Origin of the sequence: Mycobacteroides saopaulense, assembly GCF_001456355.1 — a bacterium.
Lineage (GTDB): Bacteria > Actinomycetota > Actinomycetes > Mycobacteriales > Mycobacteriaceae > Mycobacterium > Mycobacterium saopaulense.
Genome location: NZ_CP010271.1, coordinates 971131 through 991344, shown reverse-complemented (window position 1 = coordinate 991344; position 20214 = coordinate 971131). Strand labels below are relative to the sequence as shown.

20 protein-coding genes and 1 pseudogene are annotated in these 20214 nt (G+C 65.3%); 11 read left to right on the top strand and 10 right to left on the bottom strand.

Features of this window, described 5'->3' with window-relative positions; all coding sequences use genetic code 11:
* Positions 1–52: 52 nt before the first annotated feature.
* The gene (locus MYCSP_RS04970; protein WP_083014493.1) at positions 53–862 is read left to right on the top strand and encodes a serine/threonine-protein kinase; all 810 of its coding nucleotides are present in this window, start codon (positions 53–55) and stop codon (positions 860–862) included.
* 19 nt (positions 863–881) lie between these two features.
* Positions 882–2366 carry an amino acid permease gene (locus MYCSP_RS04965; RefSeq protein WP_088413309.1) on the top strand — a complete coding sequence of 495 codons (1485 nt, stop codon included), beginning with the start codon at positions 882–884 and terminating at the stop codon, positions 2364–2366.
* Positions 2367–2369: 3 nt separating this feature from the next.
* On the opposite strand, the gene rsmA is transcribed toward MYCSP_RS04965, so the two are convergent.
* The 3 genes from rsmA to MYCSP_RS04950 all read right to left on the bottom strand — a co-directional run bounded on the left by rsmA (position 2370) and on the right by MYCSP_RS04950 (position 5316).
* The gene (gene rsmA / locus MYCSP_RS04960; protein WP_167346528.1) at positions 2370–3266 is read right to left on the bottom strand and encodes a 16S rRNA (adenine(1518)-N(6)/adenine(1519)-N(6))-dimethyltransferase RsmA; all 897 of its coding nucleotides are present in this window, start codon (positions 3264–3266) and stop codon (positions 2370–2372) included.
* Positions 3230–4357, bottom strand: a complete 1128-nt coding sequence (locus MYCSP_RS04955; RefSeq protein ID WP_070912870.1) for a resuscitation-promoting factor — start codon at positions 4355–4357, stop codon at positions 3230–3232. Before MYCSP_RS04955 ends, rsmA begins: the two co-directional genes overlap by 37 nt.
* An 83-nt stretch (positions 4358–4440) precedes the next feature.
* Positions 4441–5316, bottom strand: coding sequence for a TatD family hydrolase (locus MYCSP_RS04950; protein WP_070912871.1), 876 nt, complete (start codon positions 5314–5316; stop codon positions 4441–4443).
* 42 nt (positions 5317–5358) lie between these two features.
* On the opposite strand from MYCSP_RS04950, the gene metG reads away from it, so the two are divergent.
* From metG to MYCSP_RS04925, 5 genes are all read left to right on the top strand, one after another.
* The gene (gene metG / locus MYCSP_RS04945) at positions 5359–6909 is read left to right on the top strand and encodes a methionine--tRNA ligase (RefSeq protein ID WP_088413307.1); all 1551 of its coding nucleotides are present in this window, start codon (positions 5359–5361) and stop codon (positions 6907–6909) included.
* Between the two features lie 86 nt (positions 6910–6995).
* Positions 6996–8168, top strand: coding sequence for an NAD(P)/FAD-dependent oxidoreductase (locus MYCSP_RS04940; RefSeq protein ID WP_083014485.1), 1173 nt, complete (start codon positions 6996–6998; stop codon positions 8166–8168).
* 2 nt (positions 8169–8170) lie between these two features.
* Positions 8171–9076, top strand: coding sequence for an RNA polymerase sigma-70 factor (locus tag MYCSP_RS04935; RefSeq protein WP_083014483.1), 906 nt, complete (start codon positions 8171–8173; stop codon positions 9074–9076).
* Positions 9077–9117: 41 nt separating this feature from the next.
* A complete protein-coding gene (locus MYCSP_RS04930; protein ID WP_083014480.1) occupies positions 9118–9936 on the top strand; it encodes a GNAT family N-acetyltransferase in 819 nt (272 codons plus the stop codon).
* 4 nt (positions 9937–9940) lie between these two features.
* Entirely contained in the window at positions 9941–11206 is a 1266-nt protein-coding gene (locus tag MYCSP_RS04925; RefSeq protein WP_088413306.1) for an aminodeoxychorismate synthase component I, read from the top strand.
* Here the strand turns inward: MYCSP_RS04925 and rsmI are convergent.
* Positions 11190–12026, bottom strand: coding sequence for a 16S rRNA (cytidine(1402)-2'-O)-methyltransferase (gene rsmI / locus MYCSP_RS04920; protein ID WP_083014476.1), 837 nt, complete (start codon positions 12024–12026; stop codon positions 11190–11192). The two genes, MYCSP_RS04925 and rsmI, sit on opposite strands and share 17 nt — an antisense overlap.
* 48 nt (positions 12027–12074) lie before the next feature.
* Here rsmI and MYCSP_RS04915 point away from each other — a divergent pair, with 48 nt between their 5' ends.
* On the top strand, positions 12075–13616 hold the full coding sequence (locus tag MYCSP_RS04915) for a dolichyl-phosphate-mannose--protein mannosyltransferase (RefSeq protein WP_088413305.1): 1542 nt from the start codon (positions 12075–12077) through the stop codon (positions 13614–13616).
* Positions 13617–13714: 98 nt separating this feature from the next.
* Here the strand turns inward: MYCSP_RS04915 and arcA are convergent, their stop codons facing one another.
* Positions 13715–14929 carry an arginine deiminase gene (gene arcA, locus MYCSP_RS04910; protein ID WP_083014471.1) on the bottom strand — a complete coding sequence of 405 codons (1215 nt, stop codon included), beginning with the start codon at positions 14927–14929 and terminating at the stop codon, positions 13715–13717.
* Between the two features lie 53 nt (positions 14930–14982).
* On the opposite strand from arcA, the gene MYCSP_RS04905 reads away from it, so the two are divergent.
* Positions 14983–15585 (top strand): alpha-ketoglutarate-dependent dioxygenase AlkB family protein, encoded by a 603-nt coding sequence (locus MYCSP_RS04905; RefSeq protein WP_070912879.1) that lies wholly within the window; start codon positions 14983–14985, stop codon positions 15583–15585.
* On the opposite strand, the gene MYCSP_RS04900 is transcribed toward MYCSP_RS04905, so the two are convergent.
* A complete protein-coding gene (locus MYCSP_RS04900) occupies positions 15582–16271 on the bottom strand; it encodes a DUF5642 family protein (RefSeq protein ID WP_088413304.1) in 690 nt (229 codons plus the stop codon). The genes MYCSP_RS04905 and MYCSP_RS04900 overlap by 4 nt on opposite strands.
* Before the next feature lie 98 nt (positions 16272–16369).
* Between MYCSP_RS04900 and MYCSP_RS04895 the strand changes: the two genes are divergently transcribed.
* Both MYCSP_RS04895 and MYCSP_RS04890 read left to right on the top strand, forming a co-directional pair.
* Complete coding sequence (locus MYCSP_RS04895) at positions 16370–16684, top strand: hypothetical protein (RefSeq protein WP_083014467.1); 315 nt, start codon at positions 16370–16372, stop codon at positions 16682–16684.
* A 270-nt stretch (positions 16685–16954) separates the two neighbouring features.
* A complete protein-coding gene (locus MYCSP_RS04890; protein ID WP_070912882.1) occupies positions 16955–17266 on the top strand; it encodes a hypothetical protein in 312 nt (103 codons plus the stop codon).
* 53 nt (positions 17267–17319) lie between these two features.
* On the opposite strand, the pseudogene MYCSP_RS04885 reads toward MYCSP_RS04890, so the two are convergent.
* The 4 genes and pseudogenes from MYCSP_RS04885 to MYCSP_RS04870 form a co-directional block, all read right to left on the bottom strand.
* Positions 17320–17867, bottom strand: a pseudogene (locus tag MYCSP_RS04885) (metal-dependent hydrolase).
* Between the two features lie 88 nt (positions 17868–17955).
* Positions 17956–18717: a DUF1295 domain-containing protein gene (locus MYCSP_RS04880; RefSeq protein WP_088413303.1), complete on the bottom strand. Its 762-nt coding sequence runs from the start codon at positions 18715–18717 to the stop codon at positions 17956–17958.
* Between the two features lie 36 nt (positions 18718–18753).
* Positions 18754–19308, bottom strand: coding sequence for a sensor domain-containing protein (locus MYCSP_RS04875; protein ID WP_235629547.1), 555 nt, complete (start codon positions 19306–19308; stop codon positions 18754–18756).
* A 131-nt stretch (positions 19309–19439) separates the two neighbouring features.
* The gene (locus MYCSP_RS04870) at positions 19440–20159 is read right to left on the bottom strand and encodes an MBL fold metallo-hydrolase (protein ID WP_088413301.1); all 720 of its coding nucleotides are present in this window, start codon (positions 20157–20159) and stop codon (positions 19440–19442) included.
* Between the last annotated feature and the right edge of the window lie 55 nt (positions 20160–20214).

Below are 20214 nucleotides of genomic sequence, written 5' to 3'. Positions count from 1 at the left end.
GCCTAGGCCGAAAATCCCCACCACACTGGGTGACTCATGACACCCTCGTTGCATGACGGTACCGGGTGAGGAGTTCCACGGTTACGTCATCGACGCGCCCGTGGGCCGTGGCGGGACGGCACAGGTATACCTCGCGCACCGCGCCGGCGACGACGACGGGCCCGCGGTTGCCCTGAAGGTGCTGGACTCGCGGCATCGGAATCCGGAGAACATCGACCGGCTGCACCGAGAATTCGACTTGGCCCAACGGTTTTCGCATCCCCGCATCATCACCGTCTACGAACGCGGTGAGGACTGGCTGGCCATGGAAGCACTCACCGGCGGCTCGGCGAAAGACCTGGTGGGCACCAATCAGAGCTGGATCATCCCGATCAAACTGACTGCTCTACAACAGATTGCCGGAGCGCTCGACTACATCCACGAGGCCCAGGTGGTGCACTGCGATGTAAAGCCGTCGAACATCATGCGCCGCCAATCGGGCAGCGCCGTACTCACCGATTTCGGCATCGCCCAGGAACTGGTCCTTGCCGACGGTCCGCGCCGTCCTGTCGTCCTAACCTCGCTGCCCTACGCCGCGCCCGAGGTGCTGCGCGGACAACCTGTGACGGCCGCCACCGACCAATACGCACTGGCGTGCACGGCCGTCGAGCTGTTCGATGGCAAACCTCCATTCACCGCACGCACGGCGATTAAGCTCGCCGACCTGCATCTCAACGCCACACCCTGGCCGATCTCGTACCGCCATAAGCACATCCCACGAGCTTTCGATTCCATCGTCGCCAAGGCGATGGCGAAGGATCCGTTAAGGCGCTACCCGACATGTACGGAGTTCATAACACTTTTGACACACGCGATGACCTAATCCCCGGTACCGTCGCCCCATGGCGTCTCCAGCTAATTACGATGTGTCGGCTCTCACCCGCGAGGACGAGGGGTATCACAAGGGTCTGAAGAACCGCCAAGTGCAGATGATCGGCATCGGCGGCGCCATCGGTACCGGTCTTTTCATGGGCGCGGGTGGCCGGCTGGCCAGCGCGGGGCCCGGACTGTTCATCGTGTATGCGGTCTGCGGCTTGTTCGTCTTCTTCATGCTGCGTGCGCTCGGCGAGCTGGTGCTGCACCGCCCCTCATCCGGGTCATTCGTCTCCTACGCGCGTGAATTCCTCGGGGAGAAGGCCGCATACGTCGCCGGCTGGATGTGTTTCGTCAACTGGGCCTCGACCTCGATCGTGGACGTGACCGCTGTCGCTTTGTACATGCACTACTGGGGAGCCTTCGAGGCGGTGCCGCAATGGGTCATCGCGCTCATCGCCCTCGTCATCGTGCTGACCATGAACATGATCAGCGTCAAGCTGTTCGGTGAGATGGAGTTCTGGGCAGCACTGATCAAGGTCATTGCGCTGGTTGCCTTCTTGATCTTCGGCATCGTGTTCCTGGCCGGCAGGTTCCCGGTCGCCGGCGCCGCCACCGGCGCCTCGGTGATCGCCGACAACGGCGGATTGTTCCCCAACGGCCTACTCGCACTGGTGGTCATCACCTCTGGAGTGGTATTCGCCTATGCCTCAGTAGAACTGGTGGGCACCGCCGCAGGAGAGACCGAAAACCCCGAGAAGATCATGCCGAAGGCCATCAACGCCGTGGTGTTCCGCATCGCCATCTTCTATGTCGGATCGCTGGTACTGCTGGCCCTGCTGCTGCCCTACACGACGTACAAGGCCGGTGAGAGCCCGTTCGTCACCTTCTTCGCCCGGGTCGGCGTCCCTCACGCCGGCGACATCATGAACTTCGTCGTGCTCACCGCAGCGCTGTCGAGCCTGAACGCCGGGTTGTACAGCACCGGTCGCATCTTGCGGTCGATGTCCATGAACGGCAGTGCGCCATCATTCCTTTCACGAATGTCGTCGGGCGGAGTGCCCTATCCCGGCATTCTGCTCACGGGCTCGTTCACCGTCTTGGGCGTTTTCATGAACATGGTCATCCCCGCCAAAGCCTTCGAGACGGCGTTGGACGTCGCCGCGCTCGGCATCTTGGCGTCATGGGCCACCATCGTCATCTGTCAGCTGCGGCTGTACCAGTGGTCACAGCGCGGGATCTTGAAGCGCGGCAAGTTCCAGATGCCGGGCGCCCCCTACACCGGTTACGCCACGGTCATTTTCCTGATCGCGGTACTGATCCTGATGTGTTACGAAAACTACTGGAATCTGGTGGCCATCGGCGTCTTCACACCGCTGCTGATCATCGGCTGGTATCTGCAGCGAGACCGGGTGATGCGACTCGCCCAGGAACGCGTGGGGTACACCGGCGCCTATCCGGTGATCGCGGAGACACCGATGATGGACGATCCGCCCAACCTCGGCGACAAGTAGAACCTAGACGATCGCCGAGCGCTCCAGCAGGCGCGCGAAGTCGGCGACGTCCAACGTCTCACCACGACGAGCCGGGTCAATGCTGGCCGCCAGCAGACGGCGTGCCGACTCGTCGCCCGAGCCCGCCCATTCGGCGAACGCGTTGCGAGATGTCTTGCGACGCTGCGCAAACGATATGTCGACGAGATCGAACAGTTCCTTGCGGAAGCCGGCATCCGAAGGCCATATCGCGTCGGCGTGGCGATCGATGCGCACCAGACCCGAGTACACCCGCGGAATCGGCCAGAACACCGCCGGCGACACCGTGCCGAGGCGCTTCACCTTGCCGAAATAGCGCACCTTGACGCTCGGCCCCCCGTAGATACGCGAGCCCGGCTCAGCGGTCAGCCGATCGGCTACCTCGGACTGAACCATCACCAAAATGGTTTTCACCGAGTCGAATTCGGTCAGGATTCGCAGCAGCGCCGGCACCGCGACGTTGTACGGCAGGTTGGCTACCATCGCTGTCGGCTCGCCCTGAACGTCGGCGGGGGTCAGGTTCAGAACATCTTGGTGAATCACCGAAAACCGGTTGAACTCACTGTGCGAATGTTCCTTGATGGTGGTCGGAAGACGGCGTGCCAGTACGGGATCCACCTCGACCGCGGTCACCGCGGCACCCTTGTCGAGCAAGCCCAATGTCAACGAGCCCAGACCGGGACCCACCTCGATGACGTGATCACCCTTGCCGACGCCCGACGCCGACACGATCCGACGAATAGTGTTGGCATCGTGAACAAAGTTCTGGCCCAGCGTCTTCGTCGGTCGGAAATCGAGATCCTTGGCCAGTTGTCGGATCTCGGTACGGCCGAGCAGCCTGATGGTCAGCGGGCACCAACTCTCGCGCTGCACACCGGCCAGGCGCCCCAGCCCTGAGCGGCCAAGGTCTTCTCGGCGATCGCGATCTGCTCCTCGCGCGTCGCGAGATCCGCACGCGGTGCGTACTTGCCGCCACCGTGAGCCAACCAGGTGCCGAAGTCGAACTGCACGCCGCCGTAGAAACCGTTGCCGGTGTTGATGGCCCAGTTACCGCCGGCCTCGCACTGGGCAAGTGCGTCCCAAGCTCCACCACGCGTCACGCTCGGCACCTCGGTGCCGGGCTTGGCGCCCACGCGAAGCACCGAATCGCGGGCAGGGGTCAACACGTTGTTGGACACCGGCATGCGGCCGGTCTCCTTGCCGTTCACGGTCAGCACCGAGTAGACGATGTCCTGGGTACCGGGTGCGCCCGGATCTTGGACCACCGAGCGACTCATGTTCATCTCGGGGTCTTCGATCTTCTGCGGCGTCGGCGCCAACGCGGCCTGCTCGGTCACCTGGCTGACTCGAATGCGGGTGACGGTGATCGGCATGTCCGCGGTCACCGGGGTGCTCGGCGCCGGATCGACGGTGTCGAACTGCTGCAGCGGGTTCCCGGTGGCCTCCAGGAGCTTGCCCACCGTGGGGGCGGCGATGCGCGGCGTGCTGATCACGCCGCCGTCGTTCAGCTGCACGGTCTTGGCGCTCACCACGGCCAGCGACATGCCCTCCAGCGGGAGGCGGCTGCCACGAGTGGCGGCCATCGGGGCGGTGTCGGTCATCGACAACTGCGACAGCGCGTCGTTCACCGTGCTGGCGGTGGTCCACACCTGCTGGGTGCCCTGCCCGTCCACGGAGATGTCCAGCGGGCGCGAACGCTTCAGGACGATGGTGTCGCCGTTGCGCACCGAATCGTGCTTGGCGGGGGCGACATCGTCGCGGTCCGACAGCGCGTATCCGTAGTCGGCGAGGACCTCGGACACCTGTGACTTGACGGTCGTGACCGTCATGGCGTTTCCGTCGACGTTGAGAGTGAGGGTCTTGTGCGCAGCGATGGCGTAGCCGCCGCCCGCGCCGATCACCACCAGCAGGGCGGCCACAAGGGCGCGTAGCAAGGGCGATCGCGTTGCGTTGAGCTTCGTCAGTGCATTCACGAGTAGGGGTTTCCTGCGTTCGTTTCGGAGCCTCGATACCGGAATTCGTGCGGCGAAACCCGGCTGCTAATCATCCTCATTGATCACGACACGGTAACGAAAGCATCGCTTGGGGGCAACTCATCAACGATCTTGAACACCGCCGACGCCGTCGCAGACGAGGCGTTCGCTAACCGCTCGGCAGTTCGCCCAGTTACTTCCGCAAGGGCACGGACGGTATAGGGCAGGCAGTACGGCTCATTGGGGGCGCCCCGATAAGGGTGGGGCGTCAGGTAGGGCGCATCGGTCTCTACCAGCAGTTGTTCGTCGGGAATGAGCGCAGCGGCCTCCCGCAGCGCCCGCGCGTTCTTGAAACTCACCGTCCCTGACAGACTCAGAATCCAACCCTCAGCGACGCACTTTTTCGCCATCTCGGCGTCCGACGAAAAGCAGTGGAAGATAACCGAGCCCGGCGCGCCCTCCGCTTTGAGGACATCGAGCACTTCGGCGTCTGCATCACGGTTGTGAATCATCAACGGCTTGCCCGTCCGCTTAGCCAGCTCGATATGCCAAGCAAATGCTTCGCGTTGCACCGCAGGCTCCGCACAACCCTCCAAACGGCCCGGCCAATACAGGTCCAAACCGGTCTCCCCGATCGCCACCACGCGGGGGTGGGCGGCCAGCTTCTCCAGTTCGGTGCGTGCATCCTCGGTCAGGTCGCCCGCACGCGTCGGATGCAACGCCACGGCGGCGTACACGCGTGGATCGGCGGCAGCGGCCGACACCGCCCATCGGGCCGAATCGAGGTCGTCGGCCACCGTCACCACACGTCCCACACCGACAGACTCGGCGTGATCGACCATGGCGCGCACATCCTCGGCGGTGACGGCGCCACAGGCATCCAGATGGGTGTGGGCGTCGATGAGAGGCGCGAGCGGCTCGGGGTCGGGCGGGGCTTGCCGTTTATGGCCGGGCGTCATGGTGATATCGATTCTATTTGGATAGATAAAGTGGCAGCCACTATGGCTGATCCCTTCTACATCACCACCGCCATCGCGTATCCGAACGGCGAGCCGCACATCGGGCACGCATATGAATACGTGGCGACCGACTCGGTCGCCCGCTTCAAGCGGCTGGACGGCTTCGACGTGCGCTACCTCACCGGGACCGACGAGCACGGTTTGAAGGTGGCGCAGACGGCGGCGGCGGCAGGAATCCCGACGGCTCAGCTCGCCCGGCGCAACTCCGACGTGTTCGAGGCGCTGCAGCGCACACTCAACATCTCGTTCGACCGGTTCATCCGCACCACCGACCCGGATCACTACGAGGCCTCCAAGGCGATCTGGCGCAAGATGGCCGATAACGGTGACATCTATCTGGACACCTACTCCGGCTGGTACTCGGTGCGCGATGAGGCGTATTACACCGACGCCGAGACCACCGTCGCCCCCGACGGCACCCGCACCGCGACTGCGACGGGCACCCCGGTCGACTGGACCGAAGAGCATTCCTACTTCTTCAGGCTCTCGGCCTATCAGGACAAGCTGCTGGCGCACTACGCAGCCCATCCGGAGTTCATCGGCCCGGATGCGCGGCGCAACGAGGTGGTCAGTTTTGTCTCCAGTGGGCTGCGCGACCTATCCATCTCCCGCACCACCTTCGACTGGGGCGTGCCGGTGCCGGACAACCCCGAGCACGTCATGTACGTGTGGGTCGACGCGCTCACCAATTACCTGACGGGGGTCGGCTACCCCGATACCGACTCCGAGCTGTTCGGCCGCTACTGGCCCGCCGACATGCACATGATCGGCAAGGACATCATCCGGTTCCACACCGTGTACTGGCCCGCCTTCCTCATGTCTGCCGGAATCGAGCTGCCCAAGCGGGTTTTCGCGCACGGCTTCCTCACCAACAAGGGCGAGAAGATGAGCAAGTCGATCGGGAACGTGGTCGATCCGATCAACCTCATCAACACCTTCGGGCTGGACCAGGTCCGTTACTTCCTGCTGCGTGAGGTCCCCTTCGGCCAGGACGGCAGCTACACCGAGGAGGGGCTGATCGGGCGGATCAACGCCGATCTGGCCAACGAGCTGGGCAACCTCGCGCAGCGGTCGCTGTCGATGGTCGCCAAGAATCTCGAGGGCATCGTGCCCGAGCCGGGTGAATTCACCGGCGAGGACACCGCATTGCTGGCCGCCGCCGACGCGCTGCTGGAGCAGGCCCGCACACACTTCGACGTGCCCGCGATGCATCTCGCCCTGGAGACGATCTGGCAGGTGTTGGGCGCGAGCAACCGGTACTTCTCGGCGCAGGAGCCGTGGGTGCTGAGCAAGAGCGAAAGTGCGGCCGACAAGCAGCGATTCGGCACGGTCCTGTACACGACGCTGGAGGTGGTGCGGATCGTGGCGCTACTGGTGCAGCCGGTGATGCCCGATTCCGCGGCCAAGCTGCTGGACCTGTTGGGCCAGTCCGAGGATCAGCGGGACTTCACGGCCATCGGCACGCGGTTGAAGCCCGGCGTGAGCCTGCCCGCGCCGACGGGCGTGTTCCCGAAGTATCAGGTGCCCAAGTAGGAGAAAGTGATCCCGGTCACGGTCTGTCACAGATTTCGTCGCCGCGGTGTCTTAGGGGCATCAGCGACTGAAAGGAAGTCACCGAAATGACCGAGAACACCCGGGTGATCGTGATCGGCGGAGGCTACGCGGGAACCCTGGCGGCCAATCAACTGCTCGGCTGGAAAGACGGCAAAAGGACACTGGCCGTGACCCTCGTGAACCCCCGACCGCACTTCGTCGAACGTATCCGCCTGCATCAACTGGTCGCCGGGAACAGCACCGCGACGGCCGAATACGACAAGCTGCTCAATCCGGCGATCCAGCTGGTGGTCGACAAGGTCACCCACATCGACGCCGACGCGCAGAAACTGGAACTCGCCTCGGGTGCGGTGCTGCCGTATGACTACCTGGTCTACGCCGTCGGAAGTACGTCGACGACTCCCGATGTTCCGGGAGTGGCCGAACATGCGTTGTCCATCAACGAGTTCGAGCACGCCCAGCAGGTGCGCGCGCGGTATGAGCGGCTGGCTCCGGATGCACCCATCGTGGTCGTCGGTGCCGGCCTCACCGGTGTGGAGCTGGCCGGCGAGCTCGCCGAAGCCGGCCGCCGCGGTGTGACCCTGATCTGCGGCGCGCAGCTGCTCCCCTCACTCGGCGAACCGGCCCGCCGCGCCGCGGCCAAGCACCTGGACAAGCTGGGCGTCGAGGTGCTGGCGCCGGCCACGGTGGTTCGCGTCGACGAAGACTCGGTGACCCTGTCCGACGGACGCGTGCTGGCGAGCGCTCTGACGGTGTGGACCGCGGGATTCGGCGTGCCGCGGCTGGCCGCCGACAGCGGGTTGAGCACCGACGACCTGGGCCGGCTGCTCACCGACGAGACCCTGGTGAGCATCGACAATCCCCGCGTCATCGCCGCCGGCGACGCCGCCAGCCCGTCGGGCGTGCCGCTGCGCATGAGTTGCCAGGCCGCCGGTCCTTTGGCGGCACGCGCCGTCAAGACGGTGCTCGCTCTGGTCGACGGCCTGCAACCCGAAGCACGCACCCAGATCTTCACCGGGCAGAACGTCAGCATCGGACGGCGCGTGGCGGTCATCCAGGCGGGCCACACCGACGACACTCCCCGCAAGCTGTATGTGGGTGGACGCACCGGCGCAGCCATCAAGGAGATGGTGTGCAACGGAACGCTTTCCATCCTGGCAACCGCCGCCAAGCACCCCACCTGGTACTTCTGGCCGCAGGGCGGGAAGCGCGCCGAAGCCCTCAAGGCGCGGGCATAGCGGTGCCCGACTCCGCTCATGCCGAGCTGTTCATCCACCTGCGCCCGCTGCTGTTCACCATCGCGTACGAAATGCTGGGCTCCGCAACGGAAGCCGATGACGTACTGCAGGAGAGCTACCTGCGGTGGGCGCAGGTGGACCTGAACACGGTCACCGACACCAAGGCTTATTTGGCCCAGATCGTCAGCCGACAGGCCCTGAATACGCTGCGCGCCAACAGCCGTCGGCGCGAGGAGTACGTGGGCCCGTGGCTGCCGGAGCCGGTGCGGGTGACCTTCGAGGGCAGCACCGACGACGCCTCGGCCGACGTGGTACTGGCCGAGTCGGTGTCGATGGCAATGCTCGTGGTGTTGGAGACCCTGGCACCGGACGAGCGCGCCGTGTTCGTGATGCGTGAGGTATTCGGCTTCGACTACAGCGAGATCGCTTCCACCGTCTGCAAATCCGAGGCCGCGGTGCGTCAGATGGCCCACCGCGCCCGCGAACATGTCCAGTCGCGACGGCGCCGGTTCACCCCGACCGGCCAGCAGGCCGAGGAACTGACCACCAAGTTCCTGCTGGCGGCCGCGGGCGGCGACGTCGACGCACTGGTGGAAATGCTGGCCCCCGATGCGGTGTGGACGTCCGACGGCGGGGGCAAGGTCAGCGCGGCACGGCGTCCGGTGTACGGAGCCGACAGAGTGGCACGCGTCGCTATCGGGCTGTCGCGGGCCGCCGCGTCGTTCCCCGATGTCCGCATGGAGCTGAGCACCTACAACAGCACACCCGCCCTGCTCATTTACAGCGAAGGACGTCTCGACGCGGTACTGGCCCTGTCGATCGCGGACGGCAAGGTGGCTCATGTTTTCGCCATCCGCAACCCCGACAAGCTGGCCACCGCCGAAACCGCGCGCCACATCAGCAGATAACCGGTAGCGGTGCGGGCAGGTCATCGGAAACAATCACCCGCGTGTTTTGTGACATCGACACGGCCGCGCGCATCGAGCGCGCCGAAGCCGACACCATCGCCGCCGGAGCCGCGCGGTGCGACGACGCCCTGGTGATCTCGTTGGCGGGCGGCGTCGCGGCGTATGCCGGCCCCGACTCGCCCATGAACAAGATCGCAGGACTCGGGTTCGGCGGTATGCCAACCGAATCCGAGCTCGACGCCATCGAGCGGGAGTTCGCAGCCCGCGATACCCCGGTGCAGGCCGAAGTGGCGAGCCTGGCCGACCCGGCCCTGTGCGAGCTCCTCACCGCGCGCGGCTACCTGCTGGTGTCCTTCGAGGATGTCCTCGGACTCGCACTGACCGACGCTCCGGCACCCGCCGTCCCGGAGGGCATCACGGTGCGCCACAGCGGGACCGACGAGCTCACTACATGGCTCGACGTGGTCGTCGACGGATTCGCGGTACCCGATGAGCAAGGGGTGCCCTCCCACGAGTCGTTCCCACGTGAGGTGCTCTGCCGCGCGATCGGAGCGCTCTCCACCGTGGACGGTGAGCGGAGGTACATCGCGCTGCGCGAGGGTTCCGTCGCCGGTGGCGCCAGCATGCGTCTGCTCGACGGGGTGGCCCAGCTGAACGGCGCGGCGACCGCCGCCCGTCATCGCCGACGCGGTATTCAGACGGCGCTGCTGACCACCCGCCTGCACGAGGCCGCCCGCGACGGCGCGGACCTGGCGGTGGTCACCACCCAGCCCGGGTCCAAGTCCCAGCAGAACACCCAGCGGCAAGGCTTCTCCCTGCTGTACACCCGCGCGATACTCGTGAAGGATCTGCGAAACTAGACCGATGCGCGTCCAGCAGCTCGGTGATCTCGGCGCGCCGTCGGCGGTGCTGCGATCGCTGGCCGCCGCCGCGCGCGTGGCGCGGCAACCCGCGCCCGCCGCACTGATCGGATCGTGGTTCGGTTCACGGGCCGTCATCGCGCCGTCGTTGTCCGCGCGGCCGGTGCTGCCACGAAAGGCCTTCAACGGCAATGATTCCCATCGGGGTGAAGCGCCGCCCGGCGCAGTCGGAGGCGGCTGGATCGGATATCTGGGATATCCGGATCTGGCCGCAGCGGGCAGCGCTCCCCGGCTCCCGGCCGCGGCCGGGGGTTGGACCGACTCGGCGCTACGCCTCGACGAAGACGAATGCTGGTGGTATGAAAGCCTTCTGGATCAGGACTGTCCGGAGTGGCTACTGCACGCGCTGATGCAGCCGTGCGATCCGGCGCCGTGGTTCATCGACTGGACCGCACCCGATCGTGAACACCACCGGGGCGCCGTCGCCCACTGCCTGGACGCCATCGCGGCCGGCGAGGTGTATCAGGCGTGTGTGTGCACGCAGTTTCGCGGCACGTTGACGGGTGATGCGGTGGACTTCTTCGCCGACGCGGTCACCCAGACCGCACCTGCCCGGGCCGCCTTCGTCTCTGGAGGGTGGGGCGCCGTCGCCTCCTTGTCACCCGAATTGTTCTTGCGGCGCAACGGCACCGATGTCTGCTCCAGCCCGATCAAGGGCACGCTGGCGGCAACCGAAGATCCCTCCGCGCTGTTGACGTCGATCAAGGATGTCGCCGAGAACATCATGATCACCGACCTGGTGCGCAACGACCTGGGGCGCATCGCCGACACCGGAACCGTCACCGTCCCCGAACTTCTCGCCGTCCATCCGGCACCCGGCGTGTGGCATCTGGCGTCCACCGTCGCGGCCAAGGTGCCCTTGGAGGCGACCGCGACAGACCTATTGGCGGCCGCGTTCCCCCCTGCCTCGGTGACCGGAACACCGAAAACCCGTGCACGCCAACTGCTACGCCGCTGGGAGTCGGATCATCGCGGGGTGTACTGCGGCACCGTGGGCATGCTCTCGCCTGCGGCTGGTCTGGAACTCAACGTCGCGATCCGCACCGTGGAAATCGCACCCGACGGCTCTGCGGTGCTCGGTGTGGGCGGCGGCATCACCGCCGATTCCGAGGTCGACGCCGAATGGCAGGAGTGCCTGCACAAGGCGGCCGCCACCGTCGATCTCACCGCGATCGCCACCCGCGAGAACGGGCTCAAGCCCGCGCTTTGACCACCGCGTCGTACAGGTCGCGTCGCGACAGCGTCGCCCCGGACTCTCCGATGGCCGTCGCGCAGGACTCGCGCAGCCCCATCCCGTCGTCCATCAGCTCCTCCACCCGGGCCACCAGAGTCTCGATCTCGGGGACGGCAGGGCGGCCGCCGTCGAGCACCACCGTGATCTCCCCGAGTACCTCGTTGGCATCGGCCCAGGCCGCCAGCTCACGCAGCGTGCCCCGCAGCACCTCTTCGTGCGTCTTGGTGAGCTCGCGACACACCGCAGCGCGCCGCTCCGGCCCCAGCACCTGCACCGCATCGGCCAACGTCTCTTCGAGTCGTCGCGGCGACTCGAAGAACACACAGGTGCGCGGCTCGGTCAACAGCTCGGCAAGCCAGCGCCGGCGCGGCCCCTGCTTGCGGGGCGCAAATCCCTCGAAACAGAAACGGTCCACCGGCAACCCCGAGACGGCCAGCGCCGTCGTCACCGCCGAGGGGCCGGGCAGACACGTGATCGGTATGCCCTGTTTGACGCACGCGGCGACCAAGCGGTACCCCGGGTCACTGATCGAGGGCATACCCGCGTCGGTGACCACCAGCACGTCGTAACCGGCCTCCAGGTCGGCCAGCAGCGGCTCGATACGGCTGGCCTCGTTCTGGTCGTAGAAACTGATGATCTGCCCGCTGATCTGCACATCAAGAGACTTGGCGAGCGCCCGAACACGCCGCGTGTCCTCGGCGGCCACCACCGACGTCTTGGCCAGCGCCTCACGCAGTCGGGGCGAGGCATCCCCCGGCTCCCCCAGCGGTGTCGCCGCCAGCAGCAAGTTCCCCATCCCGGCAGCTTAGATGCCCAGCTCGGGTCCTCCCCTACGATCGACCGTGTGACCGTGCCCGCAACCCTGCCGCCGACCCCGGCAGCCGAGTCGGATCTGCAGTCCCCCGGGCCCCGGATACCGCCCGCAGACTTCGGACCCACCGACCGGTTCCAGGGCTGGGTGATGACCGCCGTCATCACGGCGATCGCGGCACTGACCCGATTCGTCAACCTCGGCGCGCTCACCGATCGCGGCACCCCCGTCTTCGACGAGAAGCATTACGTACCGCAGGGCTGGCAGGTCGTCACCAACGGTGTTGAAGACAACCCAGGCTACGGGCTCGTGGTGCATCCGCCCGTGGGCAAACAGATGATCGCGATCGGCGAATGGCTGTTCGGATACAACTCCTTCGGCTGGCGATTCGCGGCGGCGCTCTCGGGCACCATCCTGGTCCTGCTGGTCGCCCGGATCGCCCGGCGAATGAGCCGGTCCACCATGGTGGGCGCCATCGCCGGGGTACTGCTGATCGCGGACGGGGTCAGCTTCGTCACCGCACGCACCGCGCTGCTCGACGTGTATCAGGCGCTCTTCGTGGTGGCCGCCTTCGGCGCCCTGATCGTCGACCGGGACCAGGTTCGGGAACGGCTGTACAACGCCTATCTGGACGGACGCATCGTTGATACCCCGTGGGGTCCGCGCCTGGGCGTGCGCTGGTGGCGCTTCGGTGCCGGGATCCTGCTCGGATTGGCCTGCGGCACAAAATGGTCGGGGCTGTACTTCATCGCCTTCTTCGGCGTGCTGTGCCTTGCGTTCGATATCGCCGCCCGGCGCGCCTACGGGGTGCAGCGACCGTGGGCCGGCGCGGCGATGCGCGATCTGGGGCCCGCCGTGTATGCGCTGCTGGTCATTCCGTTCATCGTGTACATGGCCTCGTACTGGTCGTGGTTCGCCTCCGAGACCGGGATCAACCGGCACGCCGAGGGCCGACAGATTGGCGTCGGCGGCTGGATGCCCGATGCCCTGCGATCGCTCTGGTACTACACGCACAGCGTCTACACGTTCCATTCGACGCTGACCAACGCCAACGGCAACCACCATCCGTGGGAATCCAAACCGTGGACGTGGCCCATGTCGCTACGACCGCTGCTCTACGCCATCGAGGACAAGAACATCCCCGGCTGCGGCGCCAATTCCTGTGTGCGCGCGGTGCTGTTGGTCGGCACGCCGGCCATCTGGTGGCTGGCCGTTCCGGTGCTGCTGTGGGCCACGTGGGCGACGGTGGTCCGGCGTGACTGGCGTTACGCGGCGGCGCTCGTCGGCTACTGCGCGGGGTGGCTGCCCTGGTTCGCCAACATCGACCGCCAGATGTATTTCTTCTACGCCACCCCGATGGTGCCGTTCCTGGTGATGATGATCGCGTTCATCCTCGGCGACTTCCTGCACAAGCCGGTGACCAACCCGGAACGAAAAACGTTGCGGATGTTCATCGCAACGTTCTACCTGGCGGTGGTGGTCACCAACTTCGCGTGGCTGTATCCGATTCTGACCGGAGCCGCCATCTCACCGTTCATGTGGAACATGGAGATGTGGCTGCCCAGCTGGCGCTAGCGGCCGCCCCGCGCTCCCAGCGGCCGCCCCAGCCGCCGACACGCCGTGTCGTGGCGTGTTCGTATCGCACATGTTCGCCATAAGACGGCGTGTCGACGCTAGATGAAGTCGCGGGACACCGGGCAAGACATGCAACGCGGTCCGCCCCGGCCGGTGCCCAGTTCCGACGCCGAGATGGCCAGCACCTCGACACCCGAGGCCTCCAGACGCGCATTGGTTTCCACATTGCGCTCATAGGCGACGACGACGCCGGGCGCCACGGCCAGGGTGTTGTTGCCGTCGTCCCACTGCTCGCGTTCGGCGGTCACCGGATCCAGCCCGGTATCGATGACACGTAGCTTGCCGATACCCATCGCATCGGCGGCCGCCTCCACGAACGGGTCCGCCCCGGAGATACTGACACCACCCTCGGTGCGGCGAATAGTGAAGGCCGACAGCGAGTCTTGGATCGCCGGATACATCACGACGGCGTCGGTGTCGACCATGGTGCAGACGGTGTCGAGATGCATCGACGCCCGTTCCTGCGCGATGGGCACCGCGAGCACCGTGTGCGCCAGTCCGTCGTCGAAAAGGCTACGCGCCAGTGCTTCCGCACCGGCAGGGGTGGTGCGCTCCCCCACCCCGACGGCCACCACGCCGGGGCCCAACAGCAGCACGTCACCGCCCTCGACCGGGGCCGAATGCGACTCGTAGGCGCGGCGCACCCCGAGGAATCTCGGGTGGTGGGCGTAGATCAGATCGGTGAGCGAGGTCTCGCGCACCCGCGCCGGCAACGCGAGCGAGGTGATCGCGAACTTGTGGCCGATCCAGAACGAGGAGTCGCGGGTGAACAGCAGGTTGGGCAGCGGCTCGATCACGAAATCCGATCCGTGATGCATGGTCCGCACCAGCGACGGCTGCGCCACCTTGCCGCCGACCGGCAGCTCGTCGAATGTCATCCCGCACATCAGCACGTAGGCCAGATCGCCGGCGTCCAGCGACCGCAGGTACTCCGAAAGATCCTGCGCCAGGGCGTAACCCAGCCTGCGCGCGTTGACCGCCGCAGAAATGCCCTGGACGCGGGCCGCGCCGCTGGCGAGTGCCTCGCGTAACAAATCGGAGAGCAACAGCACCTCGACACCCCGCGAACGCAGCACCTCGGCGAAGGCATCGTGCTCCTCTTGCGCGCGCGCCACCCAGGGCAGCCCGTCGAACAGCAACTGGTCGTTGTTGCGCGGTGTCAGACGCTTGAGCTCGTCACCGGGCCGGTGCAACACGACCGCCCGCAGCCGTCCCACCTCTGAATTGGCACCCAGCACTGGAGCATCCGTCATGAGAAGACGCTAGCTTGCCGTGCAATCGAACATGTGTGCGATATCATGAGGGTGTGACACATGCGGTTCAGGCATCACTGTTCGGCGCACCGGCGGTCCCGCGCCGCGACCTGGCGGGCGGCGCTTGGCTTGAGGTGCACCATGAATGGCTCGGGCGTGCCGACAACCTCATGGGCCAGCTGTTGGCGCAGGTGCCCTGGCGCGCCGAACGCCGCCGCATGTACGACCGCACCCTCGATGTCCCCCGCCTAGTCAGCTTTCACGACCTGACCGCAGGTCCGCCGCCACACCCGGTGCTGGAGACCATCTGCGACCGGCTCAACGGCGAGTACGCCGACGAACTCGGCGAACCGTTCACCACGGTGGGCCTGTGTCAGTACCGCGACGGCACCGACAGCGTCGCCTGGCACGGCGACACCATAGGCCGTGGCCTGCGCGAGGACACCATGGTGGCGATCGTGAGCATCGGTGCCACACGCACTTTCGCTCTGCGCCCCCGGCTGGGCGGCGAGTCGATCCGCATCAACGTGGGCCATGGCGACCTGTTGGTGATGGGAGGCTCCTGCCAGCGCACCTGGGAGCACGCGATCCCCAAGACGTCCAAACCGGTGGGGCCACGAATCAGCCTGCAGTACCGACCACGCGACGTGCGTTAAGAGCGGACCGCCGCAACCGCCTTGACCAGCAGATCCGATGCACGCTTGCCGTCGGGCAGCGCGGGCGGCACCTTGCCGACGGCGACCGGGCTGACCGTGACCACCACCATGTAGCGGCCCAGATATGCCGAGTAGTTCAGGACCTCCTGACCGATCGCCCGGCCCGAGGTCCCGCTGAGCACGTCGCGTTTCATGCCGAGCGTGCGCGCACCGTCGATGGCCGGTGCGTCGATCACCTCGGTCTGTCCGGCGATTCCGTTGCCGCGGAAACCGACCTTCTTGCAGTCCGCCGACACAGCGGGGTCGAAGGGGACCTCTTGCGAGGTTTCGACGGCGACTGCCACATATTGGTTGCCCGCGCCGGTCGCGGTCAACGCCGCCATGTTTCCCTTGAGCCCGACGGGCACGGCACTGCCACCGCTGTACTTGGCGCAACCAGGAGGGTCAACCGTCACACCCGGCGGCAGCGGAGCAGGAGAGAGCAGCTTGGGATCCATCCCAGCGGGTTCCATTGTCTTGATCTCGAACTCCGGCCCGAACTGGCTTTTCAGCGAGGCGATGTTGGCGATCTTGACGTTGTGGTTGACGGGATTCTGGACGGTTCGGCCACATCCCGCCGTGGCCACGAGCACCAGCGCGCAGGCGGCCCAGATTCCCCAGGTCTTGATGGTCACGGGCTTGGGCATCCGGCCACTGTATCGATTCAGAACGAAAAATCGATGGCACCTATGGGGAACAATGCCTGTGTGGCCGGGAGTTAGAAACTATGAGGACGGTGTGTGAGATGAAGACGGCAGTTCGGCTGACAACGGCGGCACTTGGTGTTGGTACGCTGATGGCCCTCACCCCGGGGACGGCGCTTGCCGATGATGCGCAGTCGGTCATCAACCAGTATCAGTCGCAGGGTTACCAGGTGATCATCGATCGCAGCGGTAACGGGCCCACCAACAAGTGCACCGTGTCGAACATCCGCAACGGACAGGATGTCTACCGCACCGAGTATCAGCGGACGTGGATGCCCAGCGGAAAGTGGCTGGTGCTGCCGGTTCGCGTACTGGACCACAGATTGGTCTACATCTCCCTTAACTGCAACGTCTAGTTAGCCTTACCTAACGAGCTTTGCCAGTTCGCTGGATGCCGCCCGGCTCCGGCCAGCCCACACAGTGCCGCCTGAGAGCGCGCGCAGGGGTCGCTATGAATTTGGCGTTAATTTCCGCAAGCGGGAATCAATCTGAGGATTACCGCGTTGGACAGGACAGATTCACGAGCGTTGATGTTTTGGCGAGTCGCGGGTCGGGCCTTGATGTGGTATCCGGACATATTTCCGTAACAGAGAGGCCACGAGGAGTAAGGCGAGAGGAGTGAAATCGTGAAGAAATTGTTATTTGCAGGTATTGCCGCAGCTGGCGTCATCGGGGCGTCGCTGGGATCGGCAAGTGTCGCGCTCGCCGGACCGGCTGGATCGGGCGATGCCAACGCTGTCATCAATGACCTCAAGTCCAATGGGTACCGGGTGATCGTCTCCAAGACGGGCGCCAGCGACCTGTCCAAGTGCACCGTCGAGTCGGTCACGCAGGAGTCGCCCGTGAACAACGTGCAGGCCGCCAGGGATGTGCGTAACAACCCCACCACTGTGCCGACTGTCGACCGCAAGGTCGCGCACGTCGCATTGAGCTGCTAAACACGGCAGAACCCAACAATGGCCCGGGCCACAAGCCCGGGCCATTGTTGTCCCTACTTCAAGTGATCGACCAGAGTGCCCTCGGCACCGAATAACTCGGCACGCCATCGGTCCAGCAGTGCGTCGGTGTCGAGATCGTCGGGATGGAAGCCCTTCTTCATGTAGACGGCGAGTCTGCCGATCATGCCGTCGTTCAGCAGCGGCCCGCGGATCAGCCCAACCGTTTCGCGAAGCACGCGTCCCGGCTGGCGCCTGCCGTCTGGATCGCTCCACGCGATGGAGAACCACGAGCCCGCGGTCGCGAACGGCACAGTACCCGTCCAGATGACGGCCATCACCGCCCGCCGCAACCACTCGGGCCCGCCGACCGCGCGGTAGACGTCGAAGGCCACCGATTTGTGCTCGAGCTCTTCGATCGCATGCCAGTACAACAGATTCCGAAAAACTCCTCGCCCGGCGGGAACACCGCTGAGGCGCCGGCCAGCACATGGCTCAACGCGATGTCGTTGTCGGCGAAGTGTCGTCGCATCGGGACCGGGTCGCCGAACCAGAACCTGATGCGCCGCGTCTTCGGATATGCGGCCGTTATCGGAGCAGCCATCGCACTACCTCCACTTTGATCGTGTAACTCAGTGTTACACGAATCGCTTACGTTTTGAAGTAGTGCGTAAAAGTTGGGGCTTAGGTCCCTACAGCAGCCCCGGCACGATGGCTTTGCGTTCGCGGGGGTACTCGTCGGGGAAGGTCTCGCGATACCAGCGGTGTATCGAAAGAGCGCGCGGCAGCAGGTTGGCGATGGAGAACAACACGAAGATCAGGCCCGGCAGCGTCCAGGCCATCAACGCCCAGCCCGCCCAGAGAATGATCTCGCCGAAGTAGTTGGCCGCCGACACCCACCGGAAGGCGCCGCCGTACGGGATGCGGTAGCCGTCGAAACCGTCGGCCCGCAGATTGATGAGAATGCGGTCGGCCTGAAAGTTCACGATCCAGCCGACGACGGCAACGGCCACTCCGAGCAAGAATCGGGGGTCACTGAACCAGGCGGTACTCTGCAAATGGGAAGCGAAGGCGACCGCGTACCCATTCGCGAAGCCGTTGACGGCGTTGAACACGAATCCGAATGCAATACCGCTGTAGGGGAAGCGTTTTCCGCTGCCCTTACGAGAGAGCGGATAGACAAGTCCGCGGTACAGATAGTGACACTGCCACAGCACATACAGCACCACGGCCGGTGCGCCGTGATGGTGTGCGACTGTCCAGTACGTGACGGTGAACGCCCACCACTGCGGACACTCGAAGATCAGCCAGCCGATCTTGGCGGGCGCGGTGAACTTCTCGTCAGGTTTGGCGAAGCGGCCGTACGGATTGGTGAACCAGAAGCCACTGATGAAGGTGACAACCGCCAGGAGTATCAGAAAGATGGTCGCGCCGTGATACAGCTCTGTAAGCACACCGGCACAATACCGAGTGAACCCTGATTCTAAGCTCTACGCAGGGTCGATGATGTTGGTCTTCAGCTGGTAAGCGACGTGACCGGCGACCTCGGCATTGTCGGCGGCACCCGATGAAGTCACCCCGTACACCACGTTGCCCGTGGTGTACAGGTGGGTGGCGCCGGTGTTGTCGGCCCAGGAAAGCGTGATGGCGTTACGCATACCGAACGAGTACGCACCCGGCGACTGCGCCTGACACTTGGTGAATGCCTCTGTCAGCCGGTGGAATTCGGCTTGAGCGGCGGGCTTGTCCGGAAAGATCGCGACGGTCTCGTGCAGCGTCTGACGCGGGTCGTTGGTGCTGGCGACATCCAGCTGGCGGAACGCCTGCCAGCCGTCCCCCAGATCACCTTGTGATGCGGCATGCAACAAACCGCACGGGTCCGCGGGGTTGATGGCGGGCCCGTAGACCGGCGCCGTTTCGGTGTGGGTGGTGTCTGCCGTCGGGAATCCAAGGGACTTGACCTCGTCGATCCCCGCGAACAGCGAATCTGCCGCCGAAGCATCGATTTTCAGCTCGGTGAGCTCAGGCGTGGGTGGCTTCTCCACCGCCGGGCTGACCGAATGGGAACAGCCCGCGACCACAGCACTGGCAAGAAGACCCAACCCGGCCCACCATCTCCGCGTCACCTTAGAAGTGTGGACGGCCAACCTGGGAACAAGCTGGAAAGTGGGACAGATCACGCGCCGAACGCGTCAATGGCAGCGGCGATCCGGCTGCTCGCGTTCTCCAGGATCGCCTCTCCGTGGCCAAAGCCTGCGATCTTGGCTCCGGTGGCAGCCAGTCCGGTCAACGAGCGCACCGCGGCTTCTCGATCGGTGTTGAAGACGCCGAGGATGACATTTCCGTTGAACTCAGCCACCGCATCACCGGTCAGCACCGCGTCGGCCGCGGGCAGGTACAGCGCGATACTGCCCGGGGTGTGCCCGGGAACCGCGAGGACCCGGGCACCACCGGCGAAGTCCAGGACGTCACCGTCGTGCACCACGCGATCCACCCGGCACGGCGGTCCGTGTGGCGCCTGCTCGAACACCGGACGCAGGGCCTGTTCTGCGGCGGTCAGTATCGGTATGGGCCCGCGGCATTCACCAGTGATGAAGGACGAGTCATATTCTCCCGCAATCACTTCAACCTGTGACCACGAGGCGATCTCGGCAGCCGACCCCACGTGATCCTCATGGAAATGCGTGAGCACGATGCGCGTCAGATCCGCTCGATTCCTGTCGAGACGGTGCAGCGCACGGTCGATCAACTCGAGGCTATCTGGCCATCCGGTGTCGACGAGCGTCACCCCGTCCGGCCCCAGCCACAGGTAGCAATTCAGCAGGTGCGCCCGATCGCCCGGGATGCGCAGACGGAACAACGACGGAGCGAGCTGCTGCAGATCGGGTGACACCACGGCGACAACGCTACGTGGTACGCATACAGTGCGGTCGAGAGTCTGTTGCGACAGA

Bases quoted from the DNA above. Each gene is read 5' to 3' on its own strand.
- MYCSP_RS04970 (WP_083014493.1), top strand. From the start codon at position 53: ATGACGGTACCGGGTGAGGAGTTCCACGGTTACGTCATCGACGCGCCC.
- MYCSP_RS04965 (WP_088413309.1), top strand. From the start codon at position 882: ATGGCGTCTCCAGCTAATTACGATGTGTCGGCTCTCACCCGCGAGGAC.
- MYCSP_RS04950 (WP_070912871.1), bottom strand. From the start codon at position 5,316: ATGACGCCCGGCCATAAACGGCAAGCCCCGCCCGACCCCGAGCCGCTC.
- metG (WP_088413307.1), top strand. From the start codon at position 5,359: ATGGCTGATCCCTTCTACATCACCACCGCCATCGCGTATCCGAACGGC.
- MYCSP_RS04940 (WP_083014485.1), top strand. From the start codon at position 6,996: ATGACCGAGAACACCCGGGTGATCGTGATCGGCGGAGGCTACGCGGGA.
- MYCSP_RS04925 (WP_088413306.1), top strand. From the start codon at position 9,941: ATGCGCGTCCAGCAGCTCGGTGATCTCGGCGCGCCGTCGGCGGTGCTG.
- rsmI (WP_083014476.1), bottom strand. From the start codon at position 12,026: ATGGGGAACTTGCTGCTGGCGGCGACACCGCTGGGGGAGCCGGGGGAT.
- arcA (WP_083014471.1), bottom strand. From the start codon at position 14,929: ATGACGGATGCTCCAGTGCTGGGTGCCAATTCAGAGGTGGGACGGCTG.
- MYCSP_RS04900 (WP_088413304.1), bottom strand. From the start codon at position 16,271: ATGCCCAAGCCCGTGACCATCAAGACCTGGGGAATCTGGGCCGCCTGC.
- MYCSP_RS04895 (WP_083014467.1), top strand. From the start codon at position 16,370: ATGAAGACGGCAGTTCGGCTGACAACGGCGGCACTTGGTGTTGGTACG.